The organism is Methylophilus sp. Leaf408 (assembly GCF_916856905.1).
Taxonomy (GTDB): domain Bacteria; phylum Pseudomonadota; class Gammaproteobacteria; order Burkholderiales; family Methylophilaceae; genus Methylophilus.
This window is the reverse complement of record NZ_CAKASK010000002.1, coordinates 344186-370735: the sequence shown is the minus strand read 5'-3', so window position 1 is coordinate 370735 and position 26550 is coordinate 344186. Positions and strand designations below refer to the sequence as shown.

The 26550-nt window shown below is 45.3% G+C and carries 29 protein-coding genes; 20 read left to right on the top strand and 9 right to left on the bottom strand.

What is annotated here, in order from left to right:
- Positions 1 to 291: 291 nt before the first annotated feature.
- The 8 genes from LPA26_RS12600 (at position 292) to LPA26_RS12565 (ending at position 4371) form a co-directional block, all read left to right on the top strand.
- Complete coding sequence (locus LPA26_RS12600; RefSeq protein ID WP_055828426.1) at positions 292 to 666, top strand: hypothetical protein; 375 nt, start codon at positions 292 to 294, stop codon at positions 664 to 666.
- Positions 667 to 754: 88 nt separating this feature from the next.
- The gene (locus LPA26_RS12595) at positions 755 to 994 is read left to right on the top strand and encodes a hypothetical protein (protein WP_229008607.1); all 240 of its coding nucleotides are present in this window, start codon (positions 755 to 757) and stop codon (positions 992 to 994) included.
- Positions 995 to 1117: 123 nt separating this feature from the next.
- Positions 1118 to 1828 (top strand): MBL fold metallo-hydrolase, encoded by a 711-nt coding sequence (locus LPA26_RS12590; RefSeq protein WP_229008606.1) that lies wholly within the window; start codon positions 1118 to 1120, stop codon positions 1826 to 1828.
- 101 nt (positions 1829 to 1929) lie between these two features.
- A complete protein-coding gene (locus LPA26_RS12585) occupies positions 1930 to 2349 on the top strand; it encodes a hypothetical protein (protein WP_229008605.1) in 420 nt (139 codons plus the stop codon).
- A gap of 198 nt (positions 2350 to 2547) precedes the next feature.
- Positions 2548 to 2703 carry a DUF3309 family protein gene (locus LPA26_RS12580; protein WP_082488022.1) on the top strand — a complete coding sequence of 52 codons (156 nt, stop codon included), beginning with the start codon at positions 2548 to 2550 and terminating at the stop codon, positions 2701 to 2703.
- 117 nt (positions 2704 to 2820) lie between these two features.
- The gene (locus tag LPA26_RS12575; RefSeq protein ID WP_229008604.1) at positions 2821 to 3084 is read left to right on the top strand and encodes a hypothetical protein; all 264 of its coding nucleotides are present in this window, start codon (positions 2821 to 2823) and stop codon (positions 3082 to 3084) included.
- A 108-nt stretch (positions 3085 to 3192) separates the two neighbouring features.
- Entirely contained in the window at positions 3193 to 3744 is a 552-nt protein-coding gene (pal, locus tag LPA26_RS12570; protein WP_229008603.1) for a peptidoglycan-associated lipoprotein Pal, read from the top strand.
- Between the two features lie 468 nt (positions 3745 to 4212).
- Positions 4213 to 4371: a hypothetical protein gene (locus tag LPA26_RS12565; RefSeq protein ID WP_156376460.1), complete on the top strand. Its 159-nt coding sequence runs from the start codon at positions 4213 to 4215 to the stop codon at positions 4369 to 4371.
- 59 nt (positions 4372 to 4430) lie between these two features.
- On the opposite strand, the gene LPA26_RS12560 is transcribed toward LPA26_RS12565, so the two are convergent.
- The 6 genes from LPA26_RS12560 to LPA26_RS12535 are packed head-to-tail and all read right to left on the bottom strand — an operon-like array spanning position 4431 to position 10511.
- Positions 4431 to 5957 (bottom strand): response regulator, encoded by a 1527-nt coding sequence (locus LPA26_RS12560; protein ID WP_229008602.1) that lies wholly within the window; start codon positions 5955 to 5957, stop codon positions 4431 to 4433.
- Between the two features lie 29 nt (positions 5958 to 5986).
- On the bottom strand, positions 5987 to 7807 hold the full coding sequence (locus tag LPA26_RS12555) for an ATP-binding protein (protein WP_229008601.1): 1821 nt from the start codon (positions 7805 to 7807) through the stop codon (positions 5987 to 5989).
- A gap of 13 nt (positions 7808 to 7820) precedes the next feature.
- Positions 7821 to 8834: an ATP-binding SpoIIE family protein phosphatase gene (locus LPA26_RS12550; protein ID WP_229008600.1), complete on the bottom strand. Its 1014-nt coding sequence runs from the start codon at positions 8832 to 8834 to the stop codon at positions 7821 to 7823.
- Entirely contained in the window at positions 8831 to 9247 is a 417-nt protein-coding gene (locus tag LPA26_RS12545) for an ATP-binding protein (RefSeq protein WP_055869639.1), read from the bottom strand. The genes LPA26_RS12550 and LPA26_RS12545 overlap by 4 nt, the downstream gene beginning before the upstream one ends.
- Before the next feature lie 40 nt (positions 9248 to 9287).
- Complete coding sequence (locus LPA26_RS12540) at positions 9288 to 9641, bottom strand: STAS domain-containing protein (RefSeq protein WP_055828397.1); 354 nt, start codon at positions 9639 to 9641, stop codon at positions 9288 to 9290.
- Between the two features lie 9 nt (positions 9642 to 9650).
- Positions 9651 to 10511 carry an STAS domain-containing protein gene (locus LPA26_RS12535; RefSeq protein ID WP_229008599.1) on the bottom strand — a complete coding sequence of 287 codons (861 nt, stop codon included), beginning with the start codon at positions 10509 to 10511 and terminating at the stop codon, positions 9651 to 9653.
- A gap of 654 nt (positions 10512 to 11165) precedes the next feature.
- Between LPA26_RS12535 and LPA26_RS12530 the strand changes: the two genes are divergently transcribed.
- The 5 genes from LPA26_RS12530 to LPA26_RS12510 all read left to right on the top strand — a co-directional run bounded on the left by LPA26_RS12530 (position 11166) and on the right by LPA26_RS12510 (position 14598).
- On the top strand, positions 11166 to 11381 hold the full coding sequence (locus LPA26_RS12530) for a hypothetical protein (protein ID WP_229008598.1): 216 nt from the start codon (positions 11166 to 11168) through the stop codon (positions 11379 to 11381).
- A gap of 273 nt (positions 11382 to 11654) precedes the next feature.
- Positions 11655 to 11837: a hypothetical protein gene (locus LPA26_RS12525; RefSeq protein ID WP_055869647.1), complete on the top strand. Its 183-nt coding sequence runs from the start codon at positions 11655 to 11657 to the stop codon at positions 11835 to 11837.
- A 372-nt stretch (positions 11838 to 12209) separates the two neighbouring features.
- Positions 12210 to 13361, top strand: coding sequence for a TIR domain-containing protein (locus tag LPA26_RS12520; protein WP_229008597.1), 1152 nt, complete (start codon positions 12210 to 12212; stop codon positions 13359 to 13361).
- Positions 13291 to 13950 (top strand): hypothetical protein, encoded by a 660-nt coding sequence (locus LPA26_RS12515; RefSeq protein ID WP_229008596.1) that lies wholly within the window; start codon positions 13291 to 13293, stop codon positions 13948 to 13950. Before LPA26_RS12520 ends, LPA26_RS12515 begins: the two co-directional genes overlap by 71 nt.
- Before the next feature lie 162 nt (positions 13951 to 14112).
- A complete protein-coding gene (locus LPA26_RS12510; RefSeq protein ID WP_229008595.1) occupies positions 14113 to 14598 on the top strand; it encodes a TIR domain-containing protein in 486 nt (161 codons plus the stop codon).
- Positions 14599 to 14683: 85 nt separating this feature from the next.
- On the opposite strand, the gene LPA26_RS12505 is transcribed toward LPA26_RS12510, so the two are convergent.
- Positions 14684 to 15211, bottom strand: a complete 528-nt coding sequence (locus LPA26_RS12505; RefSeq protein WP_055828376.1) for a DUF4142 domain-containing protein — start codon at positions 15209 to 15211, stop codon at positions 14684 to 14686.
- 274 nt (positions 15212 to 15485) lie between these two features.
- Here LPA26_RS12505 and LPA26_RS12500 point away from each other — a divergent pair, with 274 nt between their 5' ends.
- Positions 15486 to 16685 carry a zinc-dependent alcohol dehydrogenase gene (locus tag LPA26_RS12500; protein WP_055828373.1) on the top strand — a complete coding sequence of 400 codons (1200 nt, stop codon included), beginning with the start codon at positions 15486 to 15488 and terminating at the stop codon, positions 16683 to 16685.
- A 167-nt stretch (positions 16686 to 16852) separates the two neighbouring features.
- Entirely contained in the window at positions 16853 to 17266 is a 414-nt protein-coding gene (locus LPA26_RS12495; protein ID WP_229008594.1) for a CBS domain-containing protein, read from the top strand.
- Positions 17267 to 17302: 36 nt separating this feature from the next.
- Here the strand turns inward: LPA26_RS12495 and LPA26_RS12490 are convergent, their stop codons facing one another.
- Positions 17303 to 17749 (bottom strand): DUF6232 family protein, encoded by a 447-nt coding sequence (locus LPA26_RS12490; RefSeq protein WP_229008593.1) that lies wholly within the window; start codon positions 17747 to 17749, stop codon positions 17303 to 17305.
- 449 nt (positions 17750 to 18198) lie between these two features.
- Between LPA26_RS12490 and LPA26_RS12485 the strand changes: the two genes are divergently transcribed.
- The 4 genes from LPA26_RS12485 (at position 18199) to LPA26_RS12470 (ending at position 23375) form a co-directional block, all read left to right on the top strand.
- The gene (locus LPA26_RS12485) at positions 18199 to 19131 is read left to right on the top strand and encodes a Ku protein (RefSeq protein ID WP_229008592.1); all 933 of its coding nucleotides are present in this window, start codon (positions 18199 to 18201) and stop codon (positions 19129 to 19131) included.
- A gap of 38 nt (positions 19132 to 19169) precedes the next feature.
- Complete coding sequence (gene ligD, locus LPA26_RS12480) at positions 19170 to 21815, top strand: DNA ligase D (protein ID WP_229008591.1); 2646 nt, start codon at positions 19170 to 19172, stop codon at positions 21813 to 21815.
- 282 nt (positions 21816 to 22097) lie between these two features.
- Positions 22098 to 22253 (top strand): DUF3309 family protein, encoded by a 156-nt coding sequence (locus LPA26_RS12475; protein WP_082488023.1) that lies wholly within the window; start codon positions 22098 to 22100, stop codon positions 22251 to 22253.
- Positions 22254 to 22385: 132 nt separating this feature from the next.
- A complete protein-coding gene (locus tag LPA26_RS12470) occupies positions 22386 to 23375 on the top strand; it encodes a hypothetical protein (protein ID WP_229008590.1) in 990 nt (329 codons plus the stop codon).
- A 354-nt stretch (positions 23376 to 23729) separates the two neighbouring features.
- On the opposite strand, the gene LPA26_RS12465 is transcribed toward LPA26_RS12470, so the two are convergent.
- Complete coding sequence (locus LPA26_RS12465; protein WP_229008589.1) at positions 23730 to 25592, bottom strand: GGDEF domain-containing protein; 1863 nt, start codon at positions 25590 to 25592, stop codon at positions 23730 to 23732.
- Between the two features lie 748 nt (positions 25593 to 26340).
- On the opposite strand from LPA26_RS12465, the gene LPA26_RS12460 reads away from it, so the two are divergent.
- Complete coding sequence (locus LPA26_RS12460) at positions 26341 to 26496, top strand: DUF3309 domain-containing protein (RefSeq protein ID WP_082488024.1); 156 nt, start codon at positions 26341 to 26343, stop codon at positions 26494 to 26496.
- The last annotated feature ends 54 nt before the right edge of the window (positions 26497 to 26550 follow it).

Here is a 26550-nt window from a genome sequence, read left to right as displayed (position 1 = left end):
TAAGACAATCTGCTTCACATAAAGCCCGCTAAATCCAGCCGGCTTTTTTTATTTCTATAAGGCCCATATTAAGTAACCGTCCAGCCATCATTCCTGATCATTTATATTCCAAGCCTTGTCATCCCCACTAAATCTTAAGTGATTCAACATCAGTCAGTGACTTCCTACAGCGAAATGAGCGGCGAACTGATAGAGCTGCATAACAAAACATTATTTAATGGCTTACGCTTATAAATAACTTATTTCATCACCGGCGCTTAGTTTTTAGCGCTAAATTTAAAGGATATAACAATGAAAAAAATAATGATCGCGATTTTATTCTCAACAGTTTCAATGTCCAATTATGCGGCTGAGAGCAAAGATGATGGTGCCAAATTGGGTACCTCTAATAGTCCTCAAGTGGAAAGACAGCAACGCTACACGGACAAGGGCCCTACAGATGTAAACCAGAATGGTGTGCCCAATGATGCCAGCAATCTGGGCAACTCGGATACTCCGCAATTGAAAGAGCAAAACAAACGCACCGACAAAGGCTCTGCTGACCGTCCTTTCAAAAGACAGAAAAACAAAGTATTAAATAATAAAGACGAAAAAGCAGGCACTACTAAAGGCAATCCGGTACAGCCAACGGATTATGAATCAGCACCTCCTGCCACTACGAATTAAGATTGAGGCACTTATGGCTGGCTTTGTAAAAAGAGCCAGTCATGCTCCTCATTTTTTATTTTAAAAGCCGATTCGAGAGGATTACACCATGTCATATCCGCAAGTAATCAATGAGGTTGCAGGTGCCATCAATGCAGTGATCAGTGTCATAGCCAGTTCAGTATTTAAGGTGTTGCCTGTGCTTTTGGTGATGCTGATGGTGATGGCTGCAATTGATGTGTTTGTAGGGACATTATTTGAAGGTGAAACGCGCACAGAAACGCCTTTTGTGTCTGGTAATCCTCCCGCTGAGATTCATCTAAGCTCAAACGTCACTCAAAAGCAATGACCTAAAATCTGGCTGAGCAAAAAGTTAAGAAACTTGCTGCCGGATATAGAAGTCTATTAAAAATAAGAAGTGTTGATGCTTGCACAGCATATAGGGATGTTGAAAAAAAATTAGGGATAAATAATGAAGGACCTTTATCAGTTTTTTGATGATGACTCCAGTACCTATACCTATGTACTGACAGATGCTGAAACTAAACAGGCTGTGATTATTGACCCCGTAGACCAACACTTGCAGCAATATATGTCATTGCTGAGTGATGAAAGTTTGAGGCTCAGATATGTGCTGGAAACACATGCGCATGCTGATCACATAACATCAGCGGGTGCGCTCTGCTCATTGACCGGCGCCAGAGCGGCTACTCCTGTGCACTGCAAAATTACCGCTGCAGAAATCCAGCTTGATGATGGCCAGGAGTTGTCATTTGGCAAGCATCAGGTGATCAAAGCGATTCATACCCCAGGCCACACATCCGGTGCTATGTCATATTTCTGGAGTGGCAAATTATTCACTGGCGATAGCCTGTTGATTAATGGTTGTGGGCGTACCGATTTCCAGAACGGTGATGCCGGTACGCTTTACGACAGCATTACGCAGCGCCTTTTTAGCTACCCTGATGAAACCCTGGTCTACCCATGCCACGACTATGAGGGCAAGACACATTCTTCAATAGGCGAAGAGCGGCGTTCAAACGAAAGAATAGCCGGTAAAAGCCGCGAAGAATTTATCCGCATGATGGATAACCTGAATCTGCCACCGCCAAAAATGATCGATAAGGCAGTTCCAGCAAATTTAAAGCTAGGTTTAAACATCAGGCATGTGGCCGGGATTTAATAGGTGTTATGAGTAGCGCTTATTGTTCGGCACGCACGATTAAGTGAACTACAGTTCAGTTGTCCTATTCGTATAAAGTAATTAAACAGTAAGGTGAAGTTATGGATTTAAACTATGAGGTAAAGAATTCCAACCAGTTTGATCGCGTCAGGAACTCGACAGATGAAGACGTCAATGAGCAAATTGACTGTGTGACCAATACCAATATCCAATACTACGCAACCCGGCCAGCCTGGGAAGTGAAACAACGCATCATTGCGCTGGAAAAAGAATGGGATACTGAACGTGTCCTGGAAGTGAATGCCTCTACGCTGGCACTTACCGGCTTAGTATTGGGATTAACCGTCAACAAGAAATGGTTCGCGCTGCCTGCAGTGGTATTACCGTTTTTATTGCAGCATGGCCTGCAAGGCTGGTGTCCTCCGTTGCCTATCCTGCGTCGAATGGGAATCCGTACACGAGATGAAATTGACAGGGAAAAGTATGCTTTGTTAGAGAGTTTGAAATCACGCAACGATTAAATTGTAATTTAATTAAGATAAAGAAGACCCAAGGTTAGTACCTTGGGTCTTTTTGTACGATGATTCCTACGTCAAATTCAGCTGAAACTGTATACAGCGTTTTAAGCAAGTTCTGCATGATGGAGCCTCCACTGAATGAATTGTGTTTTAGCACAGCATTCATTTTGAGATTTTTGGCTTAGGTTTTAGGAGAGGTTCATGCTGCATACAATTCTAATAGTAGTATTAATACTTGCTCTGATTGGAGCCTTGCCTACATGGCCTCACAGCGCCAAATGGGGTTACTACCCAAGCGGTGGACTAGGCTTGGTACTTTTAATCCTGATTATCCTGGCTCTAACTGGTGGCGTTTAATCCTGCCAATAACCGCTTACGCTTCAACATTATTAAAAATTTTTAGTAAGTGAGATCCTCAAGATGAACAGCACAGATACTTCAAGTAATTCAGATAGCGGCATATCTTTAGCTACTATGACTGCAGGCATTATTGCCGCGGTTATGTTCCTCCTGATTTCTTCATTCGTATCTAACGATGCTAACTGGCCTATAACTAGTGATCGCATCTGGGCAACCAGGACTTTAACCGGTGACGAAATTGCACGTACCAAAGTCATGATGCCATCACAAATGGAAGCGAACATCCCTTCAAATGCAGAGCATCAAGACAAAGAAGGACATTTCCTGGATGCGCTGTACCGCTCCGAGTTTATGAGCATATTTACTGAGCCAACATAGCGGTATGGCTATAATAAAAATAAAAATCTGAATGAGTACTCAGGTTTATAATCAATTTTTATTAAGGCTATGAGTGAGAATTTTATAATTTAAATTAAGGGAAAAATCATGAACAACAATCTTTGGAAAATTGCCTCACTTGCATTATTACTTTCAGCTTGTAGTAGCACACCGATGAAACCGGCTCAGGTTGACCCTAGCGTGACACGTCCAATCAATACCCAGCAAGAAAATACCAGCGCTGAGGCTCCTGCCGCCCCAAACAAAATTACGATTAAAACGGTAGATGTCGATTCCAGCAAAGATCAAATGAGTGCATCTGAGTTGGCTAAACGCCAGATCTTTTTTGATTATGACAGTGATGCTATACGCGATGAATACAAAGGATTGATAGAAAATCACGCCAAATATTTAGCCGCACATCCGCAAACCAAAGTAGTACTGCAAGGCAATACAGATGAGCGTGGTACACATGAATATAATCTTGCTTTAGGTCAGCGTCGCGCTGCGGCAGTTAAAAATGCGCTGAATATTCAAGGTGTAAACGATCAGCAAATTGAGACTGTAAGCTACGGCGAAGAGCGCTCAAAGCAAAATTGCGGTGATGAGGATTGTTTCCAGCATGACCGTCGCGTGGATGTTGTATATTCAGGTCAGTAAGTACTAGCTTTATTTGGTTTAAAACTTTGAAACCTCTAATGCCTTGCAGGCATTAGAGGTTTTGCTCACTATGTGATAGTGGGATAAGTCCTCATCAATCCGAATGCGATCACAAGTAACGTCAGAAAACTCCTACTAGCGAATCAGCATTTGCCTATATGTTAATTTCATCGCAAGTGCGATTATTACTACTAACAGAGTGGCTGGCTTAGAGTCATTTTGTTTCCCTGAGACACCCTAATTTATCTCCCCACCTAGGTGGGGATTTTTTTTAAAGGGGATAATTTTTAACTCTAGAGTGAGCAATTTCGATGCGTTATCGGGTTTCACCACGATCACTGTTACAACAAACTCAACTCACACAGCCTGCTAGCTATGTATATTCCACATTCACTACTAGCCAAATTCATTAGCTTAGACATAAAGGCTTAAATGCAAAAAAGGGATTTCACAAAAGAAATGTTGAACATGATGACTTCCTTGATCATCTCGGCAGGCATTGTGGTGACGTCTTTAATGATGATGTTTATTATATTTATTACTACCATCATGCTGATTGGCATTGTGTTTAACAATCATTCGATTAGCGGTAATAATGTGACCTACACCTCAAAAAGTAAGCATTGATTCAAGCCTGGAATATATCCAGCATTCTATTCAAACCTGATTCACAAATTGTATTTGAGTTAAAGCCCGAGATTGATGGATTCAATTTTTTCATAATCCAGGGGCTTGGTTAAATGCAAATCGAAACCTGCATCCAGTGCATTTTTCTTGTCCGACGCCGTACCATAGCCAGTAAGGGCAATGAGATAGCATTTACTGAGTTTTTCTATCTGGCGAACGGCTTTTGCAACTTCATAGCCGGTCATATCAGGCAGGCCGATATCCAGAAATATGATGTTTGGTAAAAACTCCTCAGCTACTTTGAGGGCTTCTTTGCCTGAGTTAGCGCTCCTCACGTTATTACCAGCCAGCTCCAATAAATCGGAAAGCGTGCTGGCAGCATCCTCATTGTCATCGACTACCAATACTCTGGTATTTTCTTTTGATAAGTCCTGAGGGACCTGTGCTGCAGCAACAGGTTTGATTTCATGCTGTGGTGCGGCTACCAGCTTTAATTCCAAAGTAAATGTACTGCCATTATTGATACCTGGGCTGGTCACGTTGATTTCGCCGTCATGCAAATGTGTGAGGTTTTTTACCAGCGAAAGCCCGATGCCCAGGCCTTCCTGTGCGCGCTCTTCGGTATGCGCATGCTGTACAAACAGGTCAAAAATATTGTGCAGATGCTCTTCATCCAGACCGATGCCATTATCTGTCACTTTAATCAGTACGCACTTTTGATCTTTTGTCACATCAACAGTAATCAAGCCTCCGGCAGGTGTGAATTTGGCGGCATTATTAATCAGGTTGCTGATGATCTGGATCAAGCGCACTCTATCACCGGAAACCCACAGTGGCTCAGGCCAGATTGTGATGGTGATCTGATGGCCGCGATCGGCAATTAAATTGCTGCTGCTTTCTGCCGCTGCCTCGACAAAGTCACGCACATTCAAGGTCTCGATATCTAGCGAAATTTTCCCCTGCGAGATTCGCGAAACATCCAGCAGGTCATCCACCAGTTTTACCATCTGGTCGGTCTGGCGCGAGATAATATCCAATAGCTCAAACTCTTTGGCATTGAGCTTGGTATTCAAGGTTTTCAGCAACTTGATAGAGTTTCGTATCGGACCTAACGGGTTACGCAACTCATGCGCAAGGGTGGCCAGGAATATATCTTTTCTTCTATCAATTTCGCGCACATCCTGCTCGGCCAAGCTAAGTCTCAGTAACGCTTTAATATTGACGACTAACTCTTCAGGCTCTATGGGTTCAAACAGGTAATTATCAGCGCCGCATTCAATACCATTGATTTTATCTATCAAGGTAATGAACGAAGCAGACGTTTGAAGGATGGCAATGGAAGCGGTGGCGGGGGAAGACTTTAATCTTCTGCATACCTCGAAGCCGTTGATATCCGGTAATCGGGTATCCAGTAAAATAAGGTTGGGCTGTTCGCTGTTTGCCATGGAGATGGCATCGCCACCATTGGAAGCCTCTATGATGCTGAACCCGGCTTTGGTCAGAATCCTCGATTTTGCGTACCTGGCGGCATCAGTATCATCCACATTCAGTATCAAAAAATCATGCAATGGATGATTTCTTATCATTTCAACCGCCTTTGGTTGAGTGTCTCTCATTACAGGTTATCCGATGGAATAGTTGTCGCATCTGCCGTCGAATGTTTAGCGCTGGCTAGCGCTTCTAAAGAGTTTTCTCGCCCCACATTTAATAATTCTCTTAAGCTGGAAAGCAAATCGGCTTTAAGCAACGGTTTTTGGAAATAGGCATCTGCCCCCAGGGCAAGGCCTTTTCTTTCATCTTCTACGCTTGAAGCAATAATCACAGGTACATTGCGCTGTTCATCCTGTTTCAAATCCGCTAACCAGCGCCAGGAATCTTCGCCCTTGAGCAAAATATCCAGTAATACAGCCACCGGTTTAACCTGGCTCCACATGGCATTTGCTTCACGCAGGGAACGAGCTGGAATTACCCTGAATTCACTATCATCCAGATAGCGCCTATATAGCAACTGTTCAAACTCCTCATCTTCGATAATCATCACCGGTAGGCGATTATCCTGGACGGTCATGGCTGGAATCGGATCTTCAATAGCACTGACCAGTTTGATTTTGGCGGGCAGCGATACTGCAAAAGTCGAACCTTGGCCGACTGTACTTTCAACTGAAACTTTCCCCTGCAGTAATGAGGCCAGGTTTTTGCATAATGGCAAGCCTAAACCAGTCCCTTTGACGGCTTTTTGTAAGTGATTTTCTACCTGGGAAAACTCCTCAAAAATCAAATCAAGATGCTCTTTCGGGATGCCAAGGCCGGTATCTTTAACCGCGAAAGTCACACAATCGCGTTCGTCAACTGATACGCTGACTTCAATGCTGCCGACTTCGGTAAATTTCAGCGCATTTGAGATGAAGTTACGAAGAATCTGCGAAATTTTTGCTTCATCCTGAAACAGTTCTATATCTGCTTCAGGGAAGGTAAAGTTAAGTGCTAATTTATTGGATACCAGCAGCGGTTTCAGCATACCCCTTAAGGCGCTGAACATTTCACTGACGTAAAAACTGGTCGGTTTTACTTCAGTTTTACCCGCCTCTATTTTTGCAATATCCAGCAGATCATTCACAAGGTCGCTTAAAGAAACTGCACCTTTCATAATGTATTGCACCTGCACCTCCTGCTCGGTGGTGAGGTCGCCATCCATTTTGTCTAGCAACAGTTTCGCCAATGCCCTGATTGAGTTGAGCGGCGTCCTGAACTCATGACTCATATTGGAAAGAAAACGCGACTTCAATTCATCCGCCCGGCGTAAATGACTGGCTTTTTCGTCAAGCTCGGCATATAAGGCCAGTACACCGCGATTGGTATCTTCCAGTTCCTCAGTCAGGGAAATTAGCTCTTTTTGTCTGGCATTCAATTCATCCAGGATGCGAAGCAATTCACGGTTCTGGTGCTGGACTTCAGATAGAGAAATATTGGGTGCCAGTGCTGATAGTTGCGAGATAGAACTACCAACTTTGGCCGGCGTGAGCAAGGGTGCGCTTTTAGGTAAAAACTTGCGCAGGATAATCGACGTGCCACTACTATCCGTGTGGATTTCAAACCGATCCATCAACCTTTTTGCCCCAATCACGCCCAGACCCATACCGGTAGGTGATTGATAACCGCCAGACAACACTTCCTTGATATGCGGAATGCCCGGGCCTTTGTCTTCGATATGAATCGTCAATAATTGCGGAACCGTCGTTCCCTCAATTGAATATTCAATACGGCCTTTACCGGCGTAGTTGTAGACATTTCTGGCAAGCTCTGAAACCGCCGTGGAAATGCGTGCCTGATCTTGCAAGGCAAAGCCACAGATGGCAGCGATATCCCTCGCACGCTGTCTGGCAGCGACGACATCCAGTTCGGTTTCGATACTTAGCGCGAGAAATCTAATCGACATTTGTGCCTAATGATTAATTTAAGATACGCTTGAAAACAACGATAGTAGCGTCATCCCTGCCACGTGTGAAATCGCGATGAATCACTGCCGCAATCACTGACGAATGGCATTTTTCAAGAGCTGGATAATTTTCCAGCGCCCATTTAGTACTGATGCCGTCGGAGTGCATGATGACAAGTGCATCTTCTTTCCAAGCATGCGTAAATTCCTGTGTTTTAAGCATATTGGTACCGACAATGCCATTGTGGCTAATCAGGTGCTGGCGGCCTTCTGCTGAAAATATGCAGCCGGCGATATTACCGACGCCGCAATACCTGATCTCTTGGGCATTGACATCAATTCTGGCGATGGCGACTGCTGCGCCCCGACTGCCGCGCATCAGCGCATGACTGTTTTGCATGGCCCGTAACGGGAAAAAATCCGGGTCAGTTTCCATCGCTTTCACAGCCAATAAAGAGGCATCTGCCGCGCCTTGTCCATGGCCGAGTCCGTCAGCGACCAATACACTCAGTACAGTTCCCGAGCCAACCGCCGTCCAGGAATCACCACACACCTCTTCTGATGGGATCGGTACACATATAGTGCCAATTTCCCAGAAGTCTTCGGAGACCATTGCCGGCTCAGCCCACAGAATCATCCGCAGCACCGTACCTTTGCCATGCTCGGAGTAAATGTCCACATGGTGTGCCAGTCGTTTGATTGCGCCCAAGCCTGTGCCATAAGTGCCGGTGGAAGAATTACCGTCTTCAAAATTTAGCTCAATATTCCCCATACCAGGGCCTGAATCGACGGCAAGCACTTCTACACCATGTTTTTCACCTGCTGAGATCGCCCGGATATAAATTGTTCCCGAGCTGGCATGTTTATCAATATTGGTCCCCGCCTCGGTAATGATAATGGCCAACTCCCCGGCGCGCACTTCATCAAACCCTAACTTTCGGCTCAGCTCTACGCCAGCCCTGCGTGCAGATGAAACTTCGCCGATTTCACCTATATTATGTCTACTTTGTGACCCTAAACGCATCATGCGAATTTCCACTTTCTGATGGTGACAGTCGTGCCTTCACCAAGCCGTGTTTCAAGATGAAACTCATCAGAAAGTTTTTTGGCACCGCTCAGGCCCAACCCTAAACCACCACCGCTGGTATAACCGTCAGTGAGTGCCAGAGCCGTATCTTCTATCCCGGGACCATCATCGGTAAATACTAATTCGACACCAATTTTGGGCGATTCATTCAATTTGCCTAAATGGCATTCGCCGCCTTTGCCATATTTCAAAGTGTTTCTGGCGAGCTCACTCGCCGCTGTAATCATTTTGGTCTGGTCAACAATCCCAAACCCCAAAGCAGCCAGTTCCTCGCGAACCAGTTTTCTTAAGCGGACCACATCCTCGTCACTATACAAGGGCATGACTACCGCACCTGACTCTGCTGTTTTCATTTAAGCACCATGCGTGGTTTTTTATACTCTGAAAAGCCGCTCATTCGCGTTGAGCTAACATGGCGATGCCGCGTTCAACATTCAGCGCTGTACTCACGCCTTCAAGTGCCAGACCCAGTTCAACCAGCGTAATCGCCACAGCGGGCTGCATGCCAACCACTACAGTCTTGGCATCAAGTATCTTTGCCATGGCAGCGGTATTGCTGATCATGCGGCCAATAAATGAATCCACAATATCCAGCGCAGAGATATCAATCAGGACTCCTTTAGCGCGGTCTTTCACAATGCGGTCTGTCAAATCCTCCTGTAAAGTCATCGCCAGGCGGTCATGCATATCGACCTGGATAGTCACCAGCAATAATGAGCCCATCCTGAGGATTGGAATGCGTTCCATAATGCCCCCTTACGCCGCTGAGTTAGTGATAGAAGCACCGGTTTTTTTCAATGCAATCACGAAAGCATCTGCCAGTGTTGCTTTGGTAATCACGTCTTCCAGGTTGACACCCAGATGGACAATGGTTTGGGCAATTTGAGGCCTGATGCCGCTGATAATGCAATCCGCACCCATTAAGCGCGCCGCAGCGATTGTTTTCAGCAAATGCTGCGCGACGAGGGTATCGACTGTCGGTACGCCAGTGATATCAATAATCGCAATCAGCGCGCCTGTTTCTACAATCTTTTGCAGCAGGTTTTCCATCACCACTTGCGTTCTGGCGCTGTCCAGCGTTCCGATCAGTGGCAACGCGAGAACGTTTTGCCATAATTGCACCACCGGGGTTGATAATTCGAGCAGTTCCTGTTGCTGACGTGAAATCACCAGCTCCCTGGCCTTTTGGAAAACATCAATGGTGTACAGTCCCAGACTGTCGAACAAGGCGGTAGTGGTTGCCAGTTCTTCTACCAGTTGTTGTGGTTGATCTGTCAGAGAGGCGCGCAAAAGTTTAAAAATCGGTTCTTTTAAAGAAAAAATGATGCTAGCAGTTTCAGCAGGGGTATATCCTTGTTTTACCCTGGCATGGGAAAACTCGGTCAGCAATTGTTTTGTTTCAGCCCAGATGGAATCATTCAGGTTGTGGGTCGTTGTTTTCGGGATGTTCAGTTCCAACAGCTTGAGCAACTGCGCGGTCTGTTGCCTAATCTCTGACTCTGATACCTTGTCAAAACGCATGAGTTTATTTCTCATTGCCGTGATTAATTCGTCGACTAAAGCTGCTTCATTCCCTTTGATAAGCCCTGCAAGTTGCAATGTTGAATCCTGACTCATTGTTATCTCCGCTGTTCGGTTATAGGTAATTTTGATTACCAGCTATTCTAAAGAACGAAATCAACTGTTCTTTAATATCTAAAATCATTGCCAAAGCAACCAGTCTATATGGTTTTGAGGGTTTAGGGGAGCGCTTTAAAAGCAAGATTTATTGTGGCTTTTAATTTGGCAGAAGATAAATATAAAAATGCCTAAATCTGTAAAGTTATTCCTACAAATCGATATAAAAACGCTCTATCGGTGGTTTTTCCACTGGTGATTCTTACACCAAGCTTAGTGTTTAACCGATCGTGTTTTGTAAATCACCGCGCTTCTTTCCTAATTCAATATCAGAAAATCAAAATTCATGTTCAGGCGCATTAATCTCCGGATTGTGACTTACTGGGGACTAGTAGAATTGGTGGCAATATCGTGGCTTTATTTATTGAATTGCCGATCTAGCCATTTTCTAAGGCAGCTGCGTTGGGTGGGAATTATTCCCGAATATGATTGAAAGTCTAAAGGAATGCTGATTATTAATCTCGAGGCGAGTATGCTAAAACTTGTCATTAAAGATATGATTATTTGCCAAATGCTAGCCTTTTCGCACCCGCTATTTCCTAATCTTGAATCAAGGGATGTAACACTCTCCGATCAGTTTACGCAAGGATACATATGATGAGCTTTGAAAATAAGTCTACGGATGAATTACTGCGGATTGCTAAAGCCGGCTTGGGATTCACGCTTATTGCTACTGGCAAAACCGCTGAAGATATAGACCAGCTAGCCAATGCGGCTGCAGAAAGCGGTGCTAAAATCACTTTTGTTTACAAGCCTATATCCAAGCAAACTCACGACCAACAACCTAATTTAATTGCAAAGTCTGTTTAATAGCCGCTGATCAATCAGACGCTTCTGACAATACCTAAAGACTCAAGCTACGCTATCTTGAGTCTTTATTGTTTTGGCTAGAATGCTATGTCATTTTATTGCTGGCAAATGCGTTTACCTGAATGAAATTCTGACGCTGCAATCAGCCATCTGCGGATGAAAGAACAGATACATTCCCCCTATGATAACTACACATTGCTTCGCCTCATTCTAGTCTTCCAGATACCTGAGGCAGTGGGTTAATCATCTGGATGACAAATAGGAGAAAGTATCATGGCAGCAAATCAAGGTAACAAACAAGGTTCATCAAATACGCGTGGCAGTTCTAGTGACAAGGAATCCAAAGCGGCTAGTCCGAGTGAAAAAAATCAAAAGAGTGATCAAGACTCCTCAACTGGTCGTAGTTCTTCTGGAAGCAATGACAAGTCTGGCAAGCAGGGTGCAAAGAAAAGCTAATTCATGATGATGTCCGACGAGGTGTTTTGTCGGGTCATTTTAGGATGTGTGCGAACACATCCTTTTTTTCGTGGTTAATAAACAATATTACTATATTTTGCCAGGATGCGCTCATGTCGGCGTGGTGCGATAATTCTTACATTGATATCAGCCCTTCATGACTAGAGGATTTTTACCAGTTATTCAATGATTACGTAATTAATTGGATGATAATTACTTTCAAAAACAACACAGCTCCATTAATACTTATGGTTTTGACGCACTTAACGTATTTGGCTAAGGATTAACCTATATACTGTAAGTGAGTATTTGCATAATTAAGATCAAAAGCAATAAAAATGATCTTTCGAAAGAATATATGGCTGCTTTAACATGACTTTTTTATATCAACTTGCCGTGCTGGGTGCGCCAACAGAAACGCAAATTCGCGATCTCAGCCAATGCATAGCCACTGCTTTGGAAAAGTTTAATTTACGACTTGGACATGAAGTGGCCTGGGATGTATTACCTGCCAGTTTCAAGCCACATCAGCTTCAACCCTCAGCCGCGGTATTCTTTGGCGGAGACACCCTAGATATTGCAAACCTCGAAGAACTTTTAGAGCGTGGCGTACCAGTATTGCCAGTGGTATCCGACTTGAATAAACCGCAGGCAGAATTACCTGAAATATTGCAGCCACTGAACTGCCTGAATTACGCAGAAGGCGGCGCTCAGCGCATCGCGAACGCTTTGCTCGAGTGTGTAGGGTTACTGCCATACCAACGTCGCGTATTTATCAGTCACCATCATGGTGAAGCTTCAGCCGCTGCTTTACAGCTTTATGAAGCGTTTTCAGCACGCCAATTTGATGTGTTTCTTGACACGCATGGCAATGAAATAGATGAAGATGTAAAGGCCCTGTCATGGCACAAGCTATATGACACGGATGTATTGTTAATGCTGGACACCCCCAGCTATTTTGATGATCGCTGGACTAACGCGGAATTTGGCCGGGTCTTGGCTAAAGGCATTAGCATTTTGCGGGTGAGCTGGCCTGAAGTTACTCCCTCCCGACGCTCTGCAACTGCCTGGCTGACCGATCTTAAAACCGAAGATATTCATGCTGACACAGGGCTACTTGAAGAAGGTGCATTGGAAGGTGTCTGCTTGAAACTGGAAGAAATCCGGAGCCAGAATCACGCCATACGTTCAGTCAATATTATCAGCAACCTCCGTATCGCTATTCAGGCGATCGGTGGAAAAATGCTGGGTGTCAGCACTAACAGGGCGATGCATATGCAGTTACCTGCGGGACAATTTCTGACAGTGTATCCAACTTTTGGTGTACCAACTCCTGTCCTTCTGGATGAAGCGCTTAACCATACATCGTCACCCGAACAATCCGTAGCCGTAATATATGATCCAATAGGTATGTGTCAAAAAGGCCTGCATTACCTGGATTGGCTAAACACACATGCTCAACCCGACAGTTGGATTAAAATCACCGAAGCCAGTCAGCAATTTGAGCATTGGGGAAATCATTAATATGGGAGCAATATTTCTTTCAGCCAGTGTGCCGGTTATAAACCGTGGTACCTATCACGAGACGGCTAACCCGTTTCTTATCCAGTGTGCGGTGCGTGAGATGGTGGTTGCTGTGATCAGGCAGCATAAAATTGTTTGGGGAGGGCACCCGGCGATTACACCCATGTTATGGAGCATCTGCGAGGACTTGGGCGTAGATTACGCCGATGCAGTCATTCTCTATCAGAGCAAGTTTTTTGAAGATGAGTTTGCTGAAGAAAACAAAAAGTTTGGCAATGTCATTTATACCAACGCTGTCTCAAATAACAGGGAAGCTAGCATCCTGCATATGCGCAAAGAGATGCTTTCACGTAAGGATCTCATCGGAGCCGTCTTTATAGGCGGCATGGAAGGAGTGGAAACCGAACATGCAATATTCAAATACTATCATCCGAACGCCAGCATTTTACCAGTACCTTCGCCCGGTGGTGCCGCTTTAAATTTAGTGTTAGATCATGGCTATGGCACTCAAACTGATCTTGCAGATATAGATTTTGCGCGACTTTTTCATGCCCATTTTGCTTATGCCACCACCAATCCGTTGCAATAGCATTCCAAATAAAATATCAGACTCTAGCTTATTGACCATCAGTTAATTAACCAGCAACTGCTTAGTTTTGATGATCACCAGGAAAATCAAAAAAATCTGATTTGTCCTACAAGCTTCCTGGCATTTAAAGTACCATAATGGTTTGGATTTCACAGGGCTTGTATGGCGCGCAAGGTTTTCTACAGTTTTGATTATGACCATGATAGCTGGCGGGCTTCTATGGTGCGGAATATCGGCGTAGTGGCAGGTAATCAGGCTGCAATTGATAACTCCTGGGAGTCAGTGTTGAAAACTAAGGATTCAGCTATTAGACGCTGGATTAACGAGCAACTAAATGGGCGTAGTTGCACAGTTGTACTCATAGGCGCACAAACTGCAAATAGCAAATGGGTACATTATGAAATAGAACAATCCCTGGCTAAAGGCAAGGGTTTATTGGGTATCAGGATACACAGATTGCTGGATCAAAATCAGCAGGAAAGTGCTCCCGGGCCTAATCCTTTTGAGGGGTTGAGTATGCCGGACGGCCGACCGGCGATGCACACTATTCACACTTATGATCCGCCAGGCGAAACCAGCAAAGAAGTGTATGCGCATATCAGTGAAAACATTGAAAGCTGGATCGAAACTGCGGTTGCCCAGCGTTAAATCCACCGACGAGTATTAGAACAGCGAAAAGCCTAACCGGGATACCTGGTTAGGCTTTTTTGCTATAGGGACAAGCAACTAATAATTAGTCATCTTTGTTAACTTTAGCATCGATCCGTTTTGCCTCTTCCAGATGTTTTTTCAACACTGGTAACGTATCCGCTGCGAATTTTTTAATTTCCGGATCCGTTGCATCTTCAGCCGCATCTTCAAATAACTTTATCGTTTGCTCGTGAGCAGCCACCCCTACACCCGCTGCATAACTTTTATCAAATTTTGTACCCTCTTTTGTTTCCAGATATTTAAGCTTGGCTTGTTGTATCAGGCTAGGTTCCTTGGACAACTCCACATTGCGTTTTGCCGCCAAATCTTTAACTTTAGCAGCAGCTTGTGTATGGTCTTCAGTCATCATTTTTGCAAACTTCAAGATGTCTGCATCCTTCGATTTTTTCAGCGCAAGCTGACTGCCTTCGACTTCGTAATTACCTGATTCTGCCGCGTTCTTTAAAAAGCGTTTGTCGGAAGAAGTCACATCTCTGGCATTGACATTCAAGCTCATACAAAGCAGGCCCAACACAGCTGAACCCAGCACTAAACGTTTAATTGAATACATGGCGATTTCCTTTTTATCATTGAATTGAAACCAGTTTAGGGCGTAATGCGTGGGGATACTGTCAGTGAATATCTGATTCTATTGTCAGACGCAGCTTTTCATTTGCTATCGCATCAGTCAAATGAAAAATCCCTGGATTTTATGACTAGCAATACCTACAAAATAATCAGAGATAGCACGCTTATCTTGTTTTTGCCCAATCCTTAAAGTTTGAAGTCGAAGCCAACAAACTGAGTCAATTTCACCAGTTCTCTTCTTTAACAAAGGATTTCCTATGCGCGCACTAACCTATCACGGCAGTAATGATGTTCGAGTCGAGACTGTTCCTGATCCCATCTTGAAACACGAGGAGGATGTCATTTTGCGGGTCACAGCAACTGCTATCTGCGGCTCTGACCTTCACCTGTATCGCGGCAAAATACCGGAAGTAAGGGATGGCGATATTCTTGGCCATGAATTCATGGGTGTCATAGAAGATGTGGGCCCCAACGTTACCAATGTCAAAAAAGGTGACCGGGTAATTATTCCATTTGTAATTGCTTGCGGGCACTGTTTTTTCTGTGAGAAAAGCCAGTACGCTGCCTGTGAAACTTCCAATCCGGATCGTGGCGCATCGCTGAATAAAAAAGATACAAGACCTCCGGCTGCTTTGTTCGGCTATAGCCACATGTATGGCGGCGTCCCGGGCGGGCAGGCAGAGCTTGTGCGAGTGCCGCATGGCAATGTCGGTCCCTTTAAAGTGCCCGGGTCATTAGCAGATGAGCAGGTATTATTTCTCACCGATATCCTACCAACCGGTTATCAGGCAATACTCAATGCAGATGTCGGGCCCGGTTCAAAAATCGCGATTTTCGGGGCAGGGCCAGTGGGCCTGATGGCTGCCGCTTGTGCCCGCATGCTGGGTGTGGAAACCATTTTCATGGTCGACCATCACCAGTATCGCCTCGATTTTGCCAAAGAAGCGTATGACACCATCAGTATTAATTTTGATGAAAATAATGATCCGGCCGAATTGATTATCCAGTTAACCGGTAACCGAGGTGTAGACGCCAGTATTGATGCAGTTGGTTTTGAAGCAAAAGGCAGCATGCTTGAAACTGCCCTGACAACGTTAAAGGTCGAAACAAGCAGCGGTAAAGTATTACGCCAATGTATTGCAGCTACCCGTCGCGGCGGCATTATCAGCATTCCAGGTTTATATGCTGGTTTTATTCATGGCTTTTTAATGGGGGATGCGTTTGATAAAGGCTTGAGCTTTAAGATGGGACAAACCCATGTGCATGGTTTCCTGCCCGAATTGCTCAATAGCATTGAAGAAGGCAAATTACATCCGGCTGATATCATCACCCATCGCATGTCGCTGGAGGACGCCGCCAGAGGGTATGAAATTTTCAACAAGAAGGAAGAAGCTTGCCGTAAAGTCGTGCTGAGTCCAGGCGGATCTTCTTTAGCAAAACAGGCATTACCCGCTTAAGCATGGCTGGCTTGTCAGAGAAGTCTGTATACAACTGACTCAAAGTCTGACGCTGCAATCAGCCTGCCACGGATGATTTTGTGGCGTTCAGATCTTTAGAATCATGTCTAACGGTGCTTCAAGTTTGCTCTCGCAAGCTGGCACACAGATTATGCAAAGGAAACAACATGCTGATTAGCCAGATAATGACACCAGAGGTAATTGTCGCATCACCTAATGATACCTTACGCTCAGCCGCCAGAACCATGCTGGAGCACGATTTGGGTATATTACCCATTTGCGAGAATGATGGACTGATAGGCATGCTCTCGGATCGAGATATCACGATACGCGCGGTAGCAAGAGGCTTGTCACTGGATGACACCAGAATCAGCCAATTACTTGGCACTGAAGCCAGATATGTATTTGATGACCAGACAGTACAAGAGGCAGCACACGAGATGAAACAGTTCCAAATACGCAGATTGCCAGTGCTAGACCGGGAAAATCAGCTGGTTGGCATTATCTCGCTAGCAGATATTGTCATGACTGATGAAACAGCTGCCACTGAGGCACTGGCAGGTATTTCACAACCGGCTTAAACCGCAGCTTGTGTATTGAAATTACTGACGGCTACACTAGTAAGCACCAAGGCTGTCGCTATTGTAATCCCGGTAAGTTGTTTCGCTAGAGGTAGGAGCACTTGTCACTCGTGGATTCGCATATTCCAACATTGCAGTGTCTACTGCATGAATGATTTTCTCAGCGAGCAAACGATCGTCACTGGTCAGAACCCGCTGTTCACCTGCCGAAGAGTGTATCATTAACGCATATTTAGTGCCGCCAGATACCCAGAACACGACACCGAGAAGCACTGAAAAGCCACCCAGGGCGAATAATTGCCCTTCATCAATGAGCAAAAATAACCCTGCCAAAAATAGAATAGTCGCCACAATGCGTTTAGGTTCTATCAGTTTCAGCTCTATGTGGTTGATGTCTGCGATAGCATAAGTTTGCCCGTGAATATTCAAGTGCTGATGACTGACTTTTATGTCGGTATTGCTGAATAAGATAGTTTCTTCCATGTTCTTGACCTTTTTTAATAGTTAAAAGCGAGGGTAAGAATGGATGGAGAGATGCAGCTACCAGTGTGCCCAAGCGTAATGCGTGTTATGCGAAATGCAAACGTATGCTACGGAAGTAAACAAACTACTAGGGAAGCACGAGAAGGAAAGTTTTATAACGACTGCTTAAACAGGTACTTGGTGAAAGAGTCTCACGTGGCTACACGAGTGAAAAATTCATAACTGTTTTCCGAAGTCAGATTTCAATATACGCTGATATAGAGATAAAGGTATATATTTTCATATGTTAATTTTCTGGCGGTAGTCTTTAGTCAAGAGTTGGGAACCTTTTGCTGTGGCAGCTATTAAATTTAGTACTTTTCCTACAGGATTTTCAGCTGAATCCTGATACTTGGGACAATGGATTAAGGATGATTATATTTCTTCCTGATTCTTGAAAGATTCACCGCATGTCACGTCCTATTTGGAAAGGTGCCATCAGCTTTGGCCTGGTACATATCCCGGTTGAACTACATTCTGCCAGTAGCAGTTCAGGTATTGACTTGGATTTGCTGGATAAACGTGATTTTGCACCTGTCGGTTATAAACGCTATAACAAAGTGACGGGTAAAGAAGTAAAGCAGCCGGATATCGTTAAGGGCTATGCCTATGAAAAGGATGAATATGTGGTGCTGACCGATGAAGACTTGCGCAGGGCCAATCCTGAAAGTACCCAGACCATCGATATCCTGTCCTTTATCGATACCAGTGAGATCCCGGTATTCTTTTTTGAACAACCTTATTATTTAGTACCAGGCAAAGGCGGCGAAAAAGTGTATGCCTTATTGCGGCAGACATTGGAGAAATCCGGCAAACTGGCCTTGGGGCAAGTGGTCATCCGGACCAAGCAACACCTGGCTGCGTTAATGCCATTCCAGAAGGTCATCGTCCTCAATCTTCTGCGTTACCAGGAAGAAATCAGGGAGTTACCTGAGGTGGCCGAACCTAAAACCGGCAAGCAATCACTGGTATCCGCCAAAGAGGTTGAGATGGCGTTATCACTGGTAAAAGATATGTCTGAGCCTTGGAACCCTGAGCAATATCAAGACACTTACCGTCAGGATGTGCTGGCGCTGGTCAAGAAAAAAGTCAAAGCCAAGCAAACGCATACATTGACAGAACCCGAGGCTGAGGGCGACGTTCCGCGTGCATCATCATCCAGCAATGTGGTTGACCTTATGCAATTACTCAAAGCCAGTATCGGGGATAAAACGGCTAAGTTGGGAGTGACTAAATCCAGGTCAAAACCCGAAGCGGAAAAACTGATAGTCAAGTCCAAAACGACAAGTAAAAAAATAGCCGAGTCTAAAGCAGACACGCCGCCCCGCAAACGTTCTGCCTAGCGCATTCATTAGACAGTTGATGATAAACGGGTAAACACATGGGCTTACAAAAATACTGGAAAAAGCGTGATTTCGATATCACCAGTGAACCACGTGGTGAGGTGGAAGCGGCTGGGAAGCATTTGCGTTTCTACATTCAAAAACACCATGCGCGCCGGTTGCATTATGACTTCAGGCTGGAACTGGACGGCACGCTGAAAAGCTGGGCAATACCAAAAGGCCCCAGCCTGGATCCTGCCGACAAACGGCTGGCGGTAGAGGTGGAAGATCATCCTTTAGCTTATGGGACTTTTGAAGGCGAGATTCCCACTGGCCAGTATGGGGCAGGGCATGTGCTGTTATGGGATAAAGGTACCTGGGAACCGATAGGCAATGCGGCGGAAGGCTACAAAAACGGCTCATTGAAATTTCAGCTGCAGGGCCACAAGTTGCAGGGTAAATGGGCGCTGGTGCGTATGAAAAGCAGGCCTGCAGATAAAGACGATAAAACCAACTGGCTGTTGATTAAAGAACAAGATGATGAATCCCGCACAGGTACAAAGGCACAGATTACCGAAACTGCGGCTGAGTCTGTCAGTACTTTGCCTGACATTCATGATTTATCGGCAGAGTTCAATACTAATAAACCAGCTCGAAAAACTACTGCAAAAAATATTTCATCCAAACAGGCACACCAGCCCATGCCGGAAACTTTCAAACCGCAACTGGCGACGCTGGCAACACTTGCCCCGGAAGGTGATCAATGGCTGGCTGAGTTGAAATATGACGGTTACCGGGCTCTGACGCGCATTGAAAAAGGCAAGGTCAGCATGCTCACGCGCAACGGCCATAACTGGTCAGCCAAATGGCCGGGCCTGGTCAAGGCGATGGCTGATTTACCGGTAGATTCTGCGTGGCTGGATGGCGAAGTGGTGGCAATTGGGCCGGATGGCCATATCAGTTTCCAATTGCTTCAAAATGCCATGCGGCTGGATAAGGAAGCTACGCTGGTCTATTTTGTTTTCGACCTGATGTATCTCGATGGTTATGACCTGACGGCATTGCCACTGATAGACCGCAAAGAATTATTGCGAGAGTTACTAGCCAAAAAAGATGAGGCTGATGAAGAGGCACAAGGTCCCATCCATTTCAGTGATCACGTAGAAGGTCATGCGGGTGAAGTATTCCGGCAAGCCTGCTTGTTGGGTCAGGAAGGCGTGGTGGTAAAAGATGCACAAGCGCCTTATGTGCAATATCGGTCCGCAGATTGGTTAAAGGTGAAGTGTGGCATGCGGCAGGAGTTTGTGGTGGCAGGCTATACTGATCCCGCCGGGAGTCGCGAACACTTTGGCGCATTGCTACTTGGTACTTATGATGCCAATGATAAAGATAATAAAGGAAAAAGCCAGTTACGTTATGCCGGTCGCGTAGGCACCGGTTTTGATGCCGAGACGCTGAAGATGATTGCCGGACAGTTTCCTAAATTGCTCACTGCAAAGACTCCGTTCGTAAATCCCCCCAAAGGTAAGGAAGCCATTGGTGTGCACTGGCTAAAGCCTACGCTGGTGGCAGAAGTCAAGTTTGCGCAATGGACTAATGATGGCTCAGTGCGGCATGCCAGTTTTGTAGGGTTAAGGAATGATAAACCTGCCAGAGACGTCACACATGAAACTATGCTGGCGCCGGAGCACATTGATAAAGAAACACCCGTTGGAACACAACAGAAAAAAACGACGCGGGATAAAAAAGCTGTACCTGAAAAAACCGCTAGTAAAACATCGAGTTTAACACTCGCAACGTCTGTTAACGGAGCACGGATTGCCGGTATCAAACTCAGTAATCCTGCCAAAATACTCTATGCTGAAGATGGCTATACCAAAGCCGATATTGCCAGTTATTACGCAGATATCGAGCAGTGGATAATGCCGTATTTACAAGACCGGCCACTGTCTATTGTGCGTTGTCCGGATGGTTACCATAAGTCCTGTTTTTTCCAGAAGCATGTGGCTGATGACAGTGATAGTCACTTGCAGTCAATACAGCTTGATCCTGCCGGAAAAGACGCGAAATACTTTATTGCCAATAACCTGCCCGCCATCATCGAACTGGTGCAGTTAGGGGTCCTGGAGTTACATAGCTGGGGCTCACGTTATCCGGTAACGTCATTGGCAGACCGCTTGATTTTCGATCTGGATCCGGCCCCTGATCTTGCATGGCAAAAAGTCACTGAAGCCGCCAATTTACTAAGAGGGCTGTTACAAGAAGTCGATTTGCAATGTTTTGTGAAAACCACCGGCGGCAAAGGTTTGCACATAGAAGTGCCGATTAAAGCGGATTACCCATGGGATATTGTGAAAGCTTTTACGCGCGGTATTGCCCAGTATCTTGAAGACCAGATTCCTGAACGATTCACTTCCAGTATTTCTAAAAAGAAACGCGAAGGGCGGATTTTTATTGATTACCTGCGCAATGGTTCAGGTGCCACCGCTATCGTTCCGTACTCGACGCGAGCCCGCACAGGTGCACCGGTGGCTACACCACTGACATGGGATGAGGTTGGCAGAGATATTCAGGGGGATAGTTTCAATATCATGAATATTGGGAAACGATTGTCGCAGCTGAAGTCTGACCCCTGGAAAGAGTATCTAAAAACCAAACAAAAACTCAGTCCTAAACTAATCAAATTATTTAACAAAGCAGATTAAGCTTATTTTTCAGCCTGTGATTTCAGTCTGTACTAATACTTCATTAATCCCCTTGCACTAGCTGTCTTCGCAGTTAAAGCGTCCGAGAATTCCTACAAAAATTTCAGATTAAATTGTATGGAGCTGTGTATGACAAATACGCATGATGGAGCCTTACTCTAAGAGGGCTTTTACTCGAAGCCTCTTTAGCGAAACTTCCAGTGTTTAGCAGCTTAATGCTAGTTACGGAAGTGATCGTAAACAGTTCAATCCTTTATTCAGTATTTGGTTTTGGAGGGAATCATGTTGGGTAATGTTGTGATCGGGTTTTTAATTTTTGCATTGTTATTTGTATTGCCAACATGGCCATACAGCACCAAATGGGGTTATTACCCGACGGGTATTTTAGGTTCAGCGCTTGTTCTATTGCTGATTTTGTCACTGGCAGGATTAATTTAAAAATAATTAAACAACCAAGTGATAGACGACCTGATTAACCAGAAAAGTGATTTCCCCGGTTAGCAAGGCACAGATGTGGACCGGTGTTAGCAGTTTAAAAAATATTTTAATTATAAATTTTGGAGTTACATCATGGCACAAGCTAATTTATCAAATGATCCGCTAGTGGGTCGAAACACCACTATCACCTCTGTCGATACGACTAACAGGAGCGCAATCTCATGGGCTGCAATCCTGCTTGGCGCGGTTGCTGCTGCAGCACTTTCACTGATTTTATTCATACTCGGTACAGGCCTGGGTCTTTCCTCTATTTCACCATGGTCACATGATGGTGTAACGGCTGCCACTTTTGGTATTGCTGCGATTATCTGGATCACTGTGACTCAGGCACTAGCCTCAGGTTTGGGTGGCTATTTGACAGGTCGCCTGCGCGTTAGATGGCAAGATACAGACCCTGATGAGGTCTATTTCCGCGACACCGCGCATGGCTTTATTGCCTGGGGTGTTGCTACATTGCTAACGGCTGCGCTGTTGACATCGGTGATTGGCTCTATTGTTAGCACAGGTGTGCAAGCCACTGCCAGCGTTGCCGGCGGTGCAGCAACTGCAGGTGTGGTTGCTGCTGCTCACACGGGCATTAGTGAAGATGCTGGCGATCAGGCAAGTGGTGCTTCGGCGTATTTTGTAGATGCTTTGTTCAGACCAGCGCCTGCAAATACTACAACAGATTCTGCGGATCATGATCCATCTTCAAGTGCTGGGCACCACCATGCTGCCATGACTGCGCCACAGCAAGATGCTGTTCCTAGTGCAGAGGTAAGCCGCATCATTGCGACTTCAATTGCCAATGGTGCATTATCTGCTGAAGATTCAACTTACCTTGCGCAACTGGTTTCACAACATACCGGTTTAACCCAGCAGGAAGCTGAAGCACGCGTTAACCAGATTTACACAACCGTGCAGGACAAAGCCAAAGAAGTAGAAGTGAGAGCTAAAGAAGCCGCTGACGCAGCTCGCAAAGCCTCGGTTGGCATCAGCTTGTGGTTGTTTGTTTCCCTGTTGATCGGCGCTTTCTCAGCTAGTCTGGCCGCAACATGGGGCGGTCGTTGCCGTGATGCCTAATTAGCTAGTGAAACCCTGGCTGACCAAGCTGGGGTTTAATAAAGTTAAGTGAATCATTAAGGCCCAGCTTTTTAAATTATCAGGAGAACTAACATGCGTTCATTACTACTTTTCTTTTTAGGCGTGCCTATTCCATTGATTATCTTGATTGCTTTGTTCGTGCGTTAATTCGCGAAGTGATTGTTAACTATTAGTTCAGGAGGTTGTTATGCGTTCATTATTACTTTGGTTTATTGGGGTTCCAATTCCAATTATTATCCTGATTGCGTTATTCGTACGCTAAATCAGATAAGGGCGAAGCTGGCTTCGCCTTTTTGCTTTTTATAACTTTCCATCTTTATAACTTGTGTTCCTTTAAAGCCTGCGTTCAATAAACAAACTGTTGCCCGGCATTTTTTTAGCCTGCTTTTTTGCCATGCTGACGGCGGATGACAACTCATGCTGTGAGCGAAATTTGCCTGGTTTCACTTTAACTGCACCAATAGACAGGCTGACGAAGGGATATTCAACCACTTTGCCTTGCCTGTCTTCAGCCACAATGCCGCCTACATCTTTGTGCGCTTCATCATAGAAGTTTGCGATATCTGCTTCCATACTCGCCAGGATTTTCTTGCAGCGTTCCTGCCAGTCTTCACTCTGGAAAATCACAATAAAATCATCGCCGCCGATATGGCCGACAAAGTCAAAATTCTGATCTACATTGCTTAGCAATAATTTTGCGGTATAGCTGATGATTTCATCACCACGTCTGAAACCATAGATGTCGTTATACGGCTTGAACGTATCCAGGTCAAAATAGCAGACGCTGAATTTGCATTCTGAAGCGAGTAATCTTTCCAGTTGCTCATTGATGGGGACGTTACCCGGTAATAGTGTGATCGGGTTCGCATAGCGGGCGGCATTGATCTGCATTTGCGTCACTTCACGCAGTAAATCCTGTCCGCGGCCAATGCCCAGGTAGCGGCCGTTGTCGGTAATAATAAAACCGTTGCTGAAGTGCTGCGCTTCTTCAGCGATGATGTCGCTCAAAGCTTTCAGGCTCATGGATTTTTCGACGATCAGCGGATGCGGATCCATAAACGTCTCTGCGCAGCGGCGGTTACCATATAACTCCCGGCGATAAGGCCGCGCCAGATTATCTATCATGGTGTAGCGGGTAATCAGGCCGATGGGTGTTTCACCGTTCACAACTGGTAGCATGTGAATATTGCTGTCCGCATCAATCACGCGCATCACCTCGTTATTGGTCATGTCCGCTTGTATCGGCGGAATGTATTTCAGCAGTTTGCTGACATTGGAGCGGTGGTCGAGTGCGATGTAACTATTCTGGTAAAGGTGTAGTGTGTTGCGCACCAGCTGTTTTTTTATATCTGCATCAATCGACTGTATCAGGTCAGCTTCTGGCCGGCCAAGGTAATACCCCTGGCCAAAATCAATTTTCAGATCTTTGATGATACTCAGTTCTTCAAAGGCTTCAATGCCTTCGGCGATGACTTTGGCACCGGAGTTCTGGGCTATCTGCTGTATGGAGCGGACGAATTCAAACTTGACCTGGTCCAGGTGAATATTGCGGATGAAGTGCTTGTCGATTTTCACATAGTCAGGCTTCAGTTCTGACCACAGGCGCAAGCTGGAAAAGCCCTCACCCAGATCATCCATTGCAATCTCAAAGCCTATATTGCGGTATAACTGTACCGCTTCTCGCAACTGGCCGTAATCCATATTGCGGGTCTGCTCGGTCACTTCAATAATAATCTGTTTCGGTTCCAGCCCAAGGCTGGCAAGGTAGGCCAGAGTTTCGCCTTTGTTGGGCGCCGACATCAACAGCATCTCCGGCGTGCTGTTGAGAAAAAGCTTGCGCGTCTTGCAGGTGGCCGCGTAATTTTCGAGCACAATCTGGCGACTGAGATGCTCCATTTCCGGAAGGTAGTCACGCTCCTTGGCTGCTTCAAACAGATGTAGCGGCGCGTGTAGGCTAGTCCCTGCCGGGCCGCGGATCAGGCCTTCAAATCCATAAATATCCGCACTGTTCAACGACACAATAGGTTGGTAAACCGAGCTCAGGCTACGGCTTTTTAAAATATCCACGATGGTTTTTGACTGAGGATCCAGGCCTGCAGAAAAACGTGTTAGCTGGTCTTCTCCCCATTTGGCCCCCCAACTATAGGCCAGATTTGCGAGGACCATATTCGCGAGAGATGGTGGTGTGGAGTTCATGGGTAGGTAATGGGTATATGCGAGCATCGCTATTTATTATTTGATTTCAATTTAATAGCAATAACGTTAATTAATTTCGCTAACTTAAACCCTAAACCCGGAATTTGGTCGATTTCACAAAAAATTCAAAATTAGGTGGAAGATGTTAACCAGATAAACACGGGTATCTTTGATTGCTTGCGAACATACAAAAGGCCTCAAAATTGAGGTCTTACATACAAAAACAGCTAGTCTCCAGCAAATCCTGCCTAAACAAGTCTTCGTGAATACGTGACCATAGGTGCCTTGCGCGAACAGATTTGGCTTCGGCGCCTGCATAAATGTGTAGCCTCCACATGTTAATAGCAGCTTTTTTACTATCTTGATTGTATTGTCATCCTTCCTTAACCTTGCTTGAGCGCCAGCCAGTTTTTTCACTCCTATTTGAAGGTAAGGTTAGGCATGGCTTTAGTTAACTTGCCTATCTGCCATGTGCTAATCCTCCTTCACAGAGAGGGTTGCGAAGAGCATATGAAATTGCTACCCCTTCTCTTTTATTAGGATATGGGGTAATTCAATGCCGGCCACAAGCATCACCAATCGGATTCATATTTATAGAGTCAGTTTGTATCAGACTATTCCTACAAATAATTCAGCCATACTTGCATGGCGTGTTTGCTGACAGGGCGCCATGATTGAGCCTCGATTAGTAAATAACTCAAATTAAAATTGCCTGATTGGCAATACTATCTGTCTAGGAGACCGCGCGATGCTGAGAACTGTGCTGCTTGTGATTCTAATTCTTGCTTTAATCGGGGCTCTGCCAGCCTGGCCTTACAGTAGCGGCTGGGGATATTACCCAAGTGGCGGGCTCGGTTTAGTGGTACTCATCATTTTGATACTGGCACTTACCGGAAGGTTATAAATTCGATTGGCTTAGAATTCATTTTCTAAGCCAATTCTTTGTAACCTGCTAAAG

What these genes read in the sequence shown, in the direction of transcription:
- LPA26_RS12600 (WP_055828426.1), top strand. Translation starts at nt 292, where the DNA reads ATGAAAAAAATAATGATCGCGATTTTATTCTCAACAGTTTCAATGTCC.
- LPA26_RS12595 (WP_229008607.1), top strand. Translation starts at nt 755, where the DNA reads ATGTCATATCCGCAAGTAATCAATGAGGTTGCAGGTGCCATCAATGCA.
- LPA26_RS12590 (WP_229008606.1), top strand. Translation starts at nt 1,118, where the DNA reads ATGAAGGACCTTTATCAGTTTTTTGATGATGACTCCAGTACCTATACC.
- LPA26_RS12585 (WP_229008605.1), top strand. Translation starts at nt 1,930, where the DNA reads ATGGATTTAAACTATGAGGTAAAGAATTCCAACCAGTTTGATCGCGTC.
- LPA26_RS12580 (WP_082488022.1), top strand. Translation starts at nt 2,548, where the DNA reads ATGCTGCATACAATTCTAATAGTAGTATTAATACTTGCTCTGATTGGA.
- LPA26_RS12575 (WP_229008604.1), top strand. Translation starts at nt 2,821, where the DNA reads ATGACTGCAGGCATTATTGCCGCGGTTATGTTCCTCCTGATTTCTTCA.
- pal (WP_229008603.1), top strand. Translation starts at nt 3,193, where the DNA reads ATGAACAACAATCTTTGGAAAATTGCCTCACTTGCATTATTACTTTCA.
- LPA26_RS12565 (WP_156376460.1), top strand. Translation starts at nt 4,213, where the DNA reads ATGATGACTTCCTTGATCATCTCGGCAGGCATTGTGGTGACGTCTTTA.
- LPA26_RS12560 (WP_229008602.1), bottom strand. Translation starts at nt 5,957, where the DNA reads ATGATAAGAAATCATCCATTGCATGATTTTTTGATACTGAATGTGGAT.
- LPA26_RS12555 (WP_229008601.1), bottom strand. Translation starts at nt 7,807, where the DNA reads ATGTCGATTAGATTTCTCGCGCTAAGTATCGAAACCGAACTGGATGTC.
- LPA26_RS12550 (WP_229008600.1), bottom strand. Translation starts at nt 8,834, where the DNA reads ATGATGCGTTTAGGGTCACAAAGTAGACATAATATAGGTGAAATCGGC.
- LPA26_RS12545 (WP_055869639.1), bottom strand. Translation starts at nt 9,247, where the DNA reads ATGAAAACAGCAGAGTCAGGTGCGGTAGTCATGCCCTTGTATAGTGAC.
- LPA26_RS12540 (WP_055828397.1), bottom strand. Translation starts at nt 9,641, where the DNA reads ATGGAACGCATTCCAATCCTCAGGATGGGCTCATTATTGCTGGTGACT.
- LPA26_RS12535 (WP_229008599.1), bottom strand. Translation starts at nt 10,511, where the DNA reads ATGAGTCAGGATTCAACATTGCAACTTGCAGGGCTTATCAAAGGGAAT.
- LPA26_RS12530 (WP_229008598.1), top strand. Translation starts at nt 11,166, where the DNA reads ATGATGAGCTTTGAAAATAAGTCTACGGATGAATTACTGCGGATTGCT.
- LPA26_RS12525 (WP_055869647.1), top strand. Translation starts at nt 11,655, where the DNA reads ATGGCAGCAAATCAAGGTAACAAACAAGGTTCATCAAATACGCGTGGC.
- LPA26_RS12520 (WP_229008597.1), top strand. Translation starts at nt 12,210, where the DNA reads ATGACTTTTTTATATCAACTTGCCGTGCTGGGTGCGCCAACAGAAACG.
- LPA26_RS12515 (WP_229008596.1), top strand. Translation starts at nt 13,291, where the DNA reads ATGCTCAACCCGACAGTTGGATTAAAATCACCGAAGCCAGTCAGCAAT.
- LPA26_RS12510 (WP_229008595.1), top strand. Translation starts at nt 14,113, where the DNA reads ATGGCGCGCAAGGTTTTCTACAGTTTTGATTATGACCATGATAGCTGG.
- LPA26_RS12505 (WP_055828376.1), bottom strand. Translation starts at nt 15,211, where the DNA reads ATGTATTCAATTAAACGTTTAGTGCTGGGTTCAGCTGTGTTGGGCCTG.
- LPA26_RS12500 (WP_055828373.1), top strand. Translation starts at nt 15,486, where the DNA reads ATGCGCGCACTAACCTATCACGGCAGTAATGATGTTCGAGTCGAGACT.
- LPA26_RS12495 (WP_229008594.1), top strand. Translation starts at nt 16,853, where the DNA reads ATGCTGATTAGCCAGATAATGACACCAGAGGTAATTGTCGCATCACCT.
- LPA26_RS12490 (WP_229008593.1), bottom strand. Translation starts at nt 17,749, where the DNA reads ATGGAAGAAACTATCTTATTCAGCAATACCGACATAAAAGTCAGTCAT.
- LPA26_RS12485 (WP_229008592.1), top strand. Translation starts at nt 18,199, where the DNA reads ATGTCACGTCCTATTTGGAAAGGTGCCATCAGCTTTGGCCTGGTACAT.
- ligD (WP_229008591.1), top strand. Translation starts at nt 19,170, where the DNA reads ATGGGCTTACAAAAATACTGGAAAAAGCGTGATTTCGATATCACCAGT.
- LPA26_RS12475 (WP_082488023.1), top strand. Translation starts at nt 22,098, where the DNA reads ATGTTGGGTAATGTTGTGATCGGGTTTTTAATTTTTGCATTGTTATTT.
- LPA26_RS12470 (WP_229008590.1), top strand. Translation starts at nt 22,386, where the DNA reads ATGGCACAAGCTAATTTATCAAATGATCCGCTAGTGGGTCGAAACACC.
- LPA26_RS12465 (WP_229008589.1), bottom strand. Translation starts at nt 25,592, where the DNA reads ATGAACTCCACACCACCATCTCTCGCGAATATGGTCCTCGCAAATCTG.
- LPA26_RS12460 (WP_082488024.1), top strand. Translation starts at nt 26,341, where the DNA reads ATGCTGAGAACTGTGCTGCTTGTGATTCTAATTCTTGCTTTAATCGGG.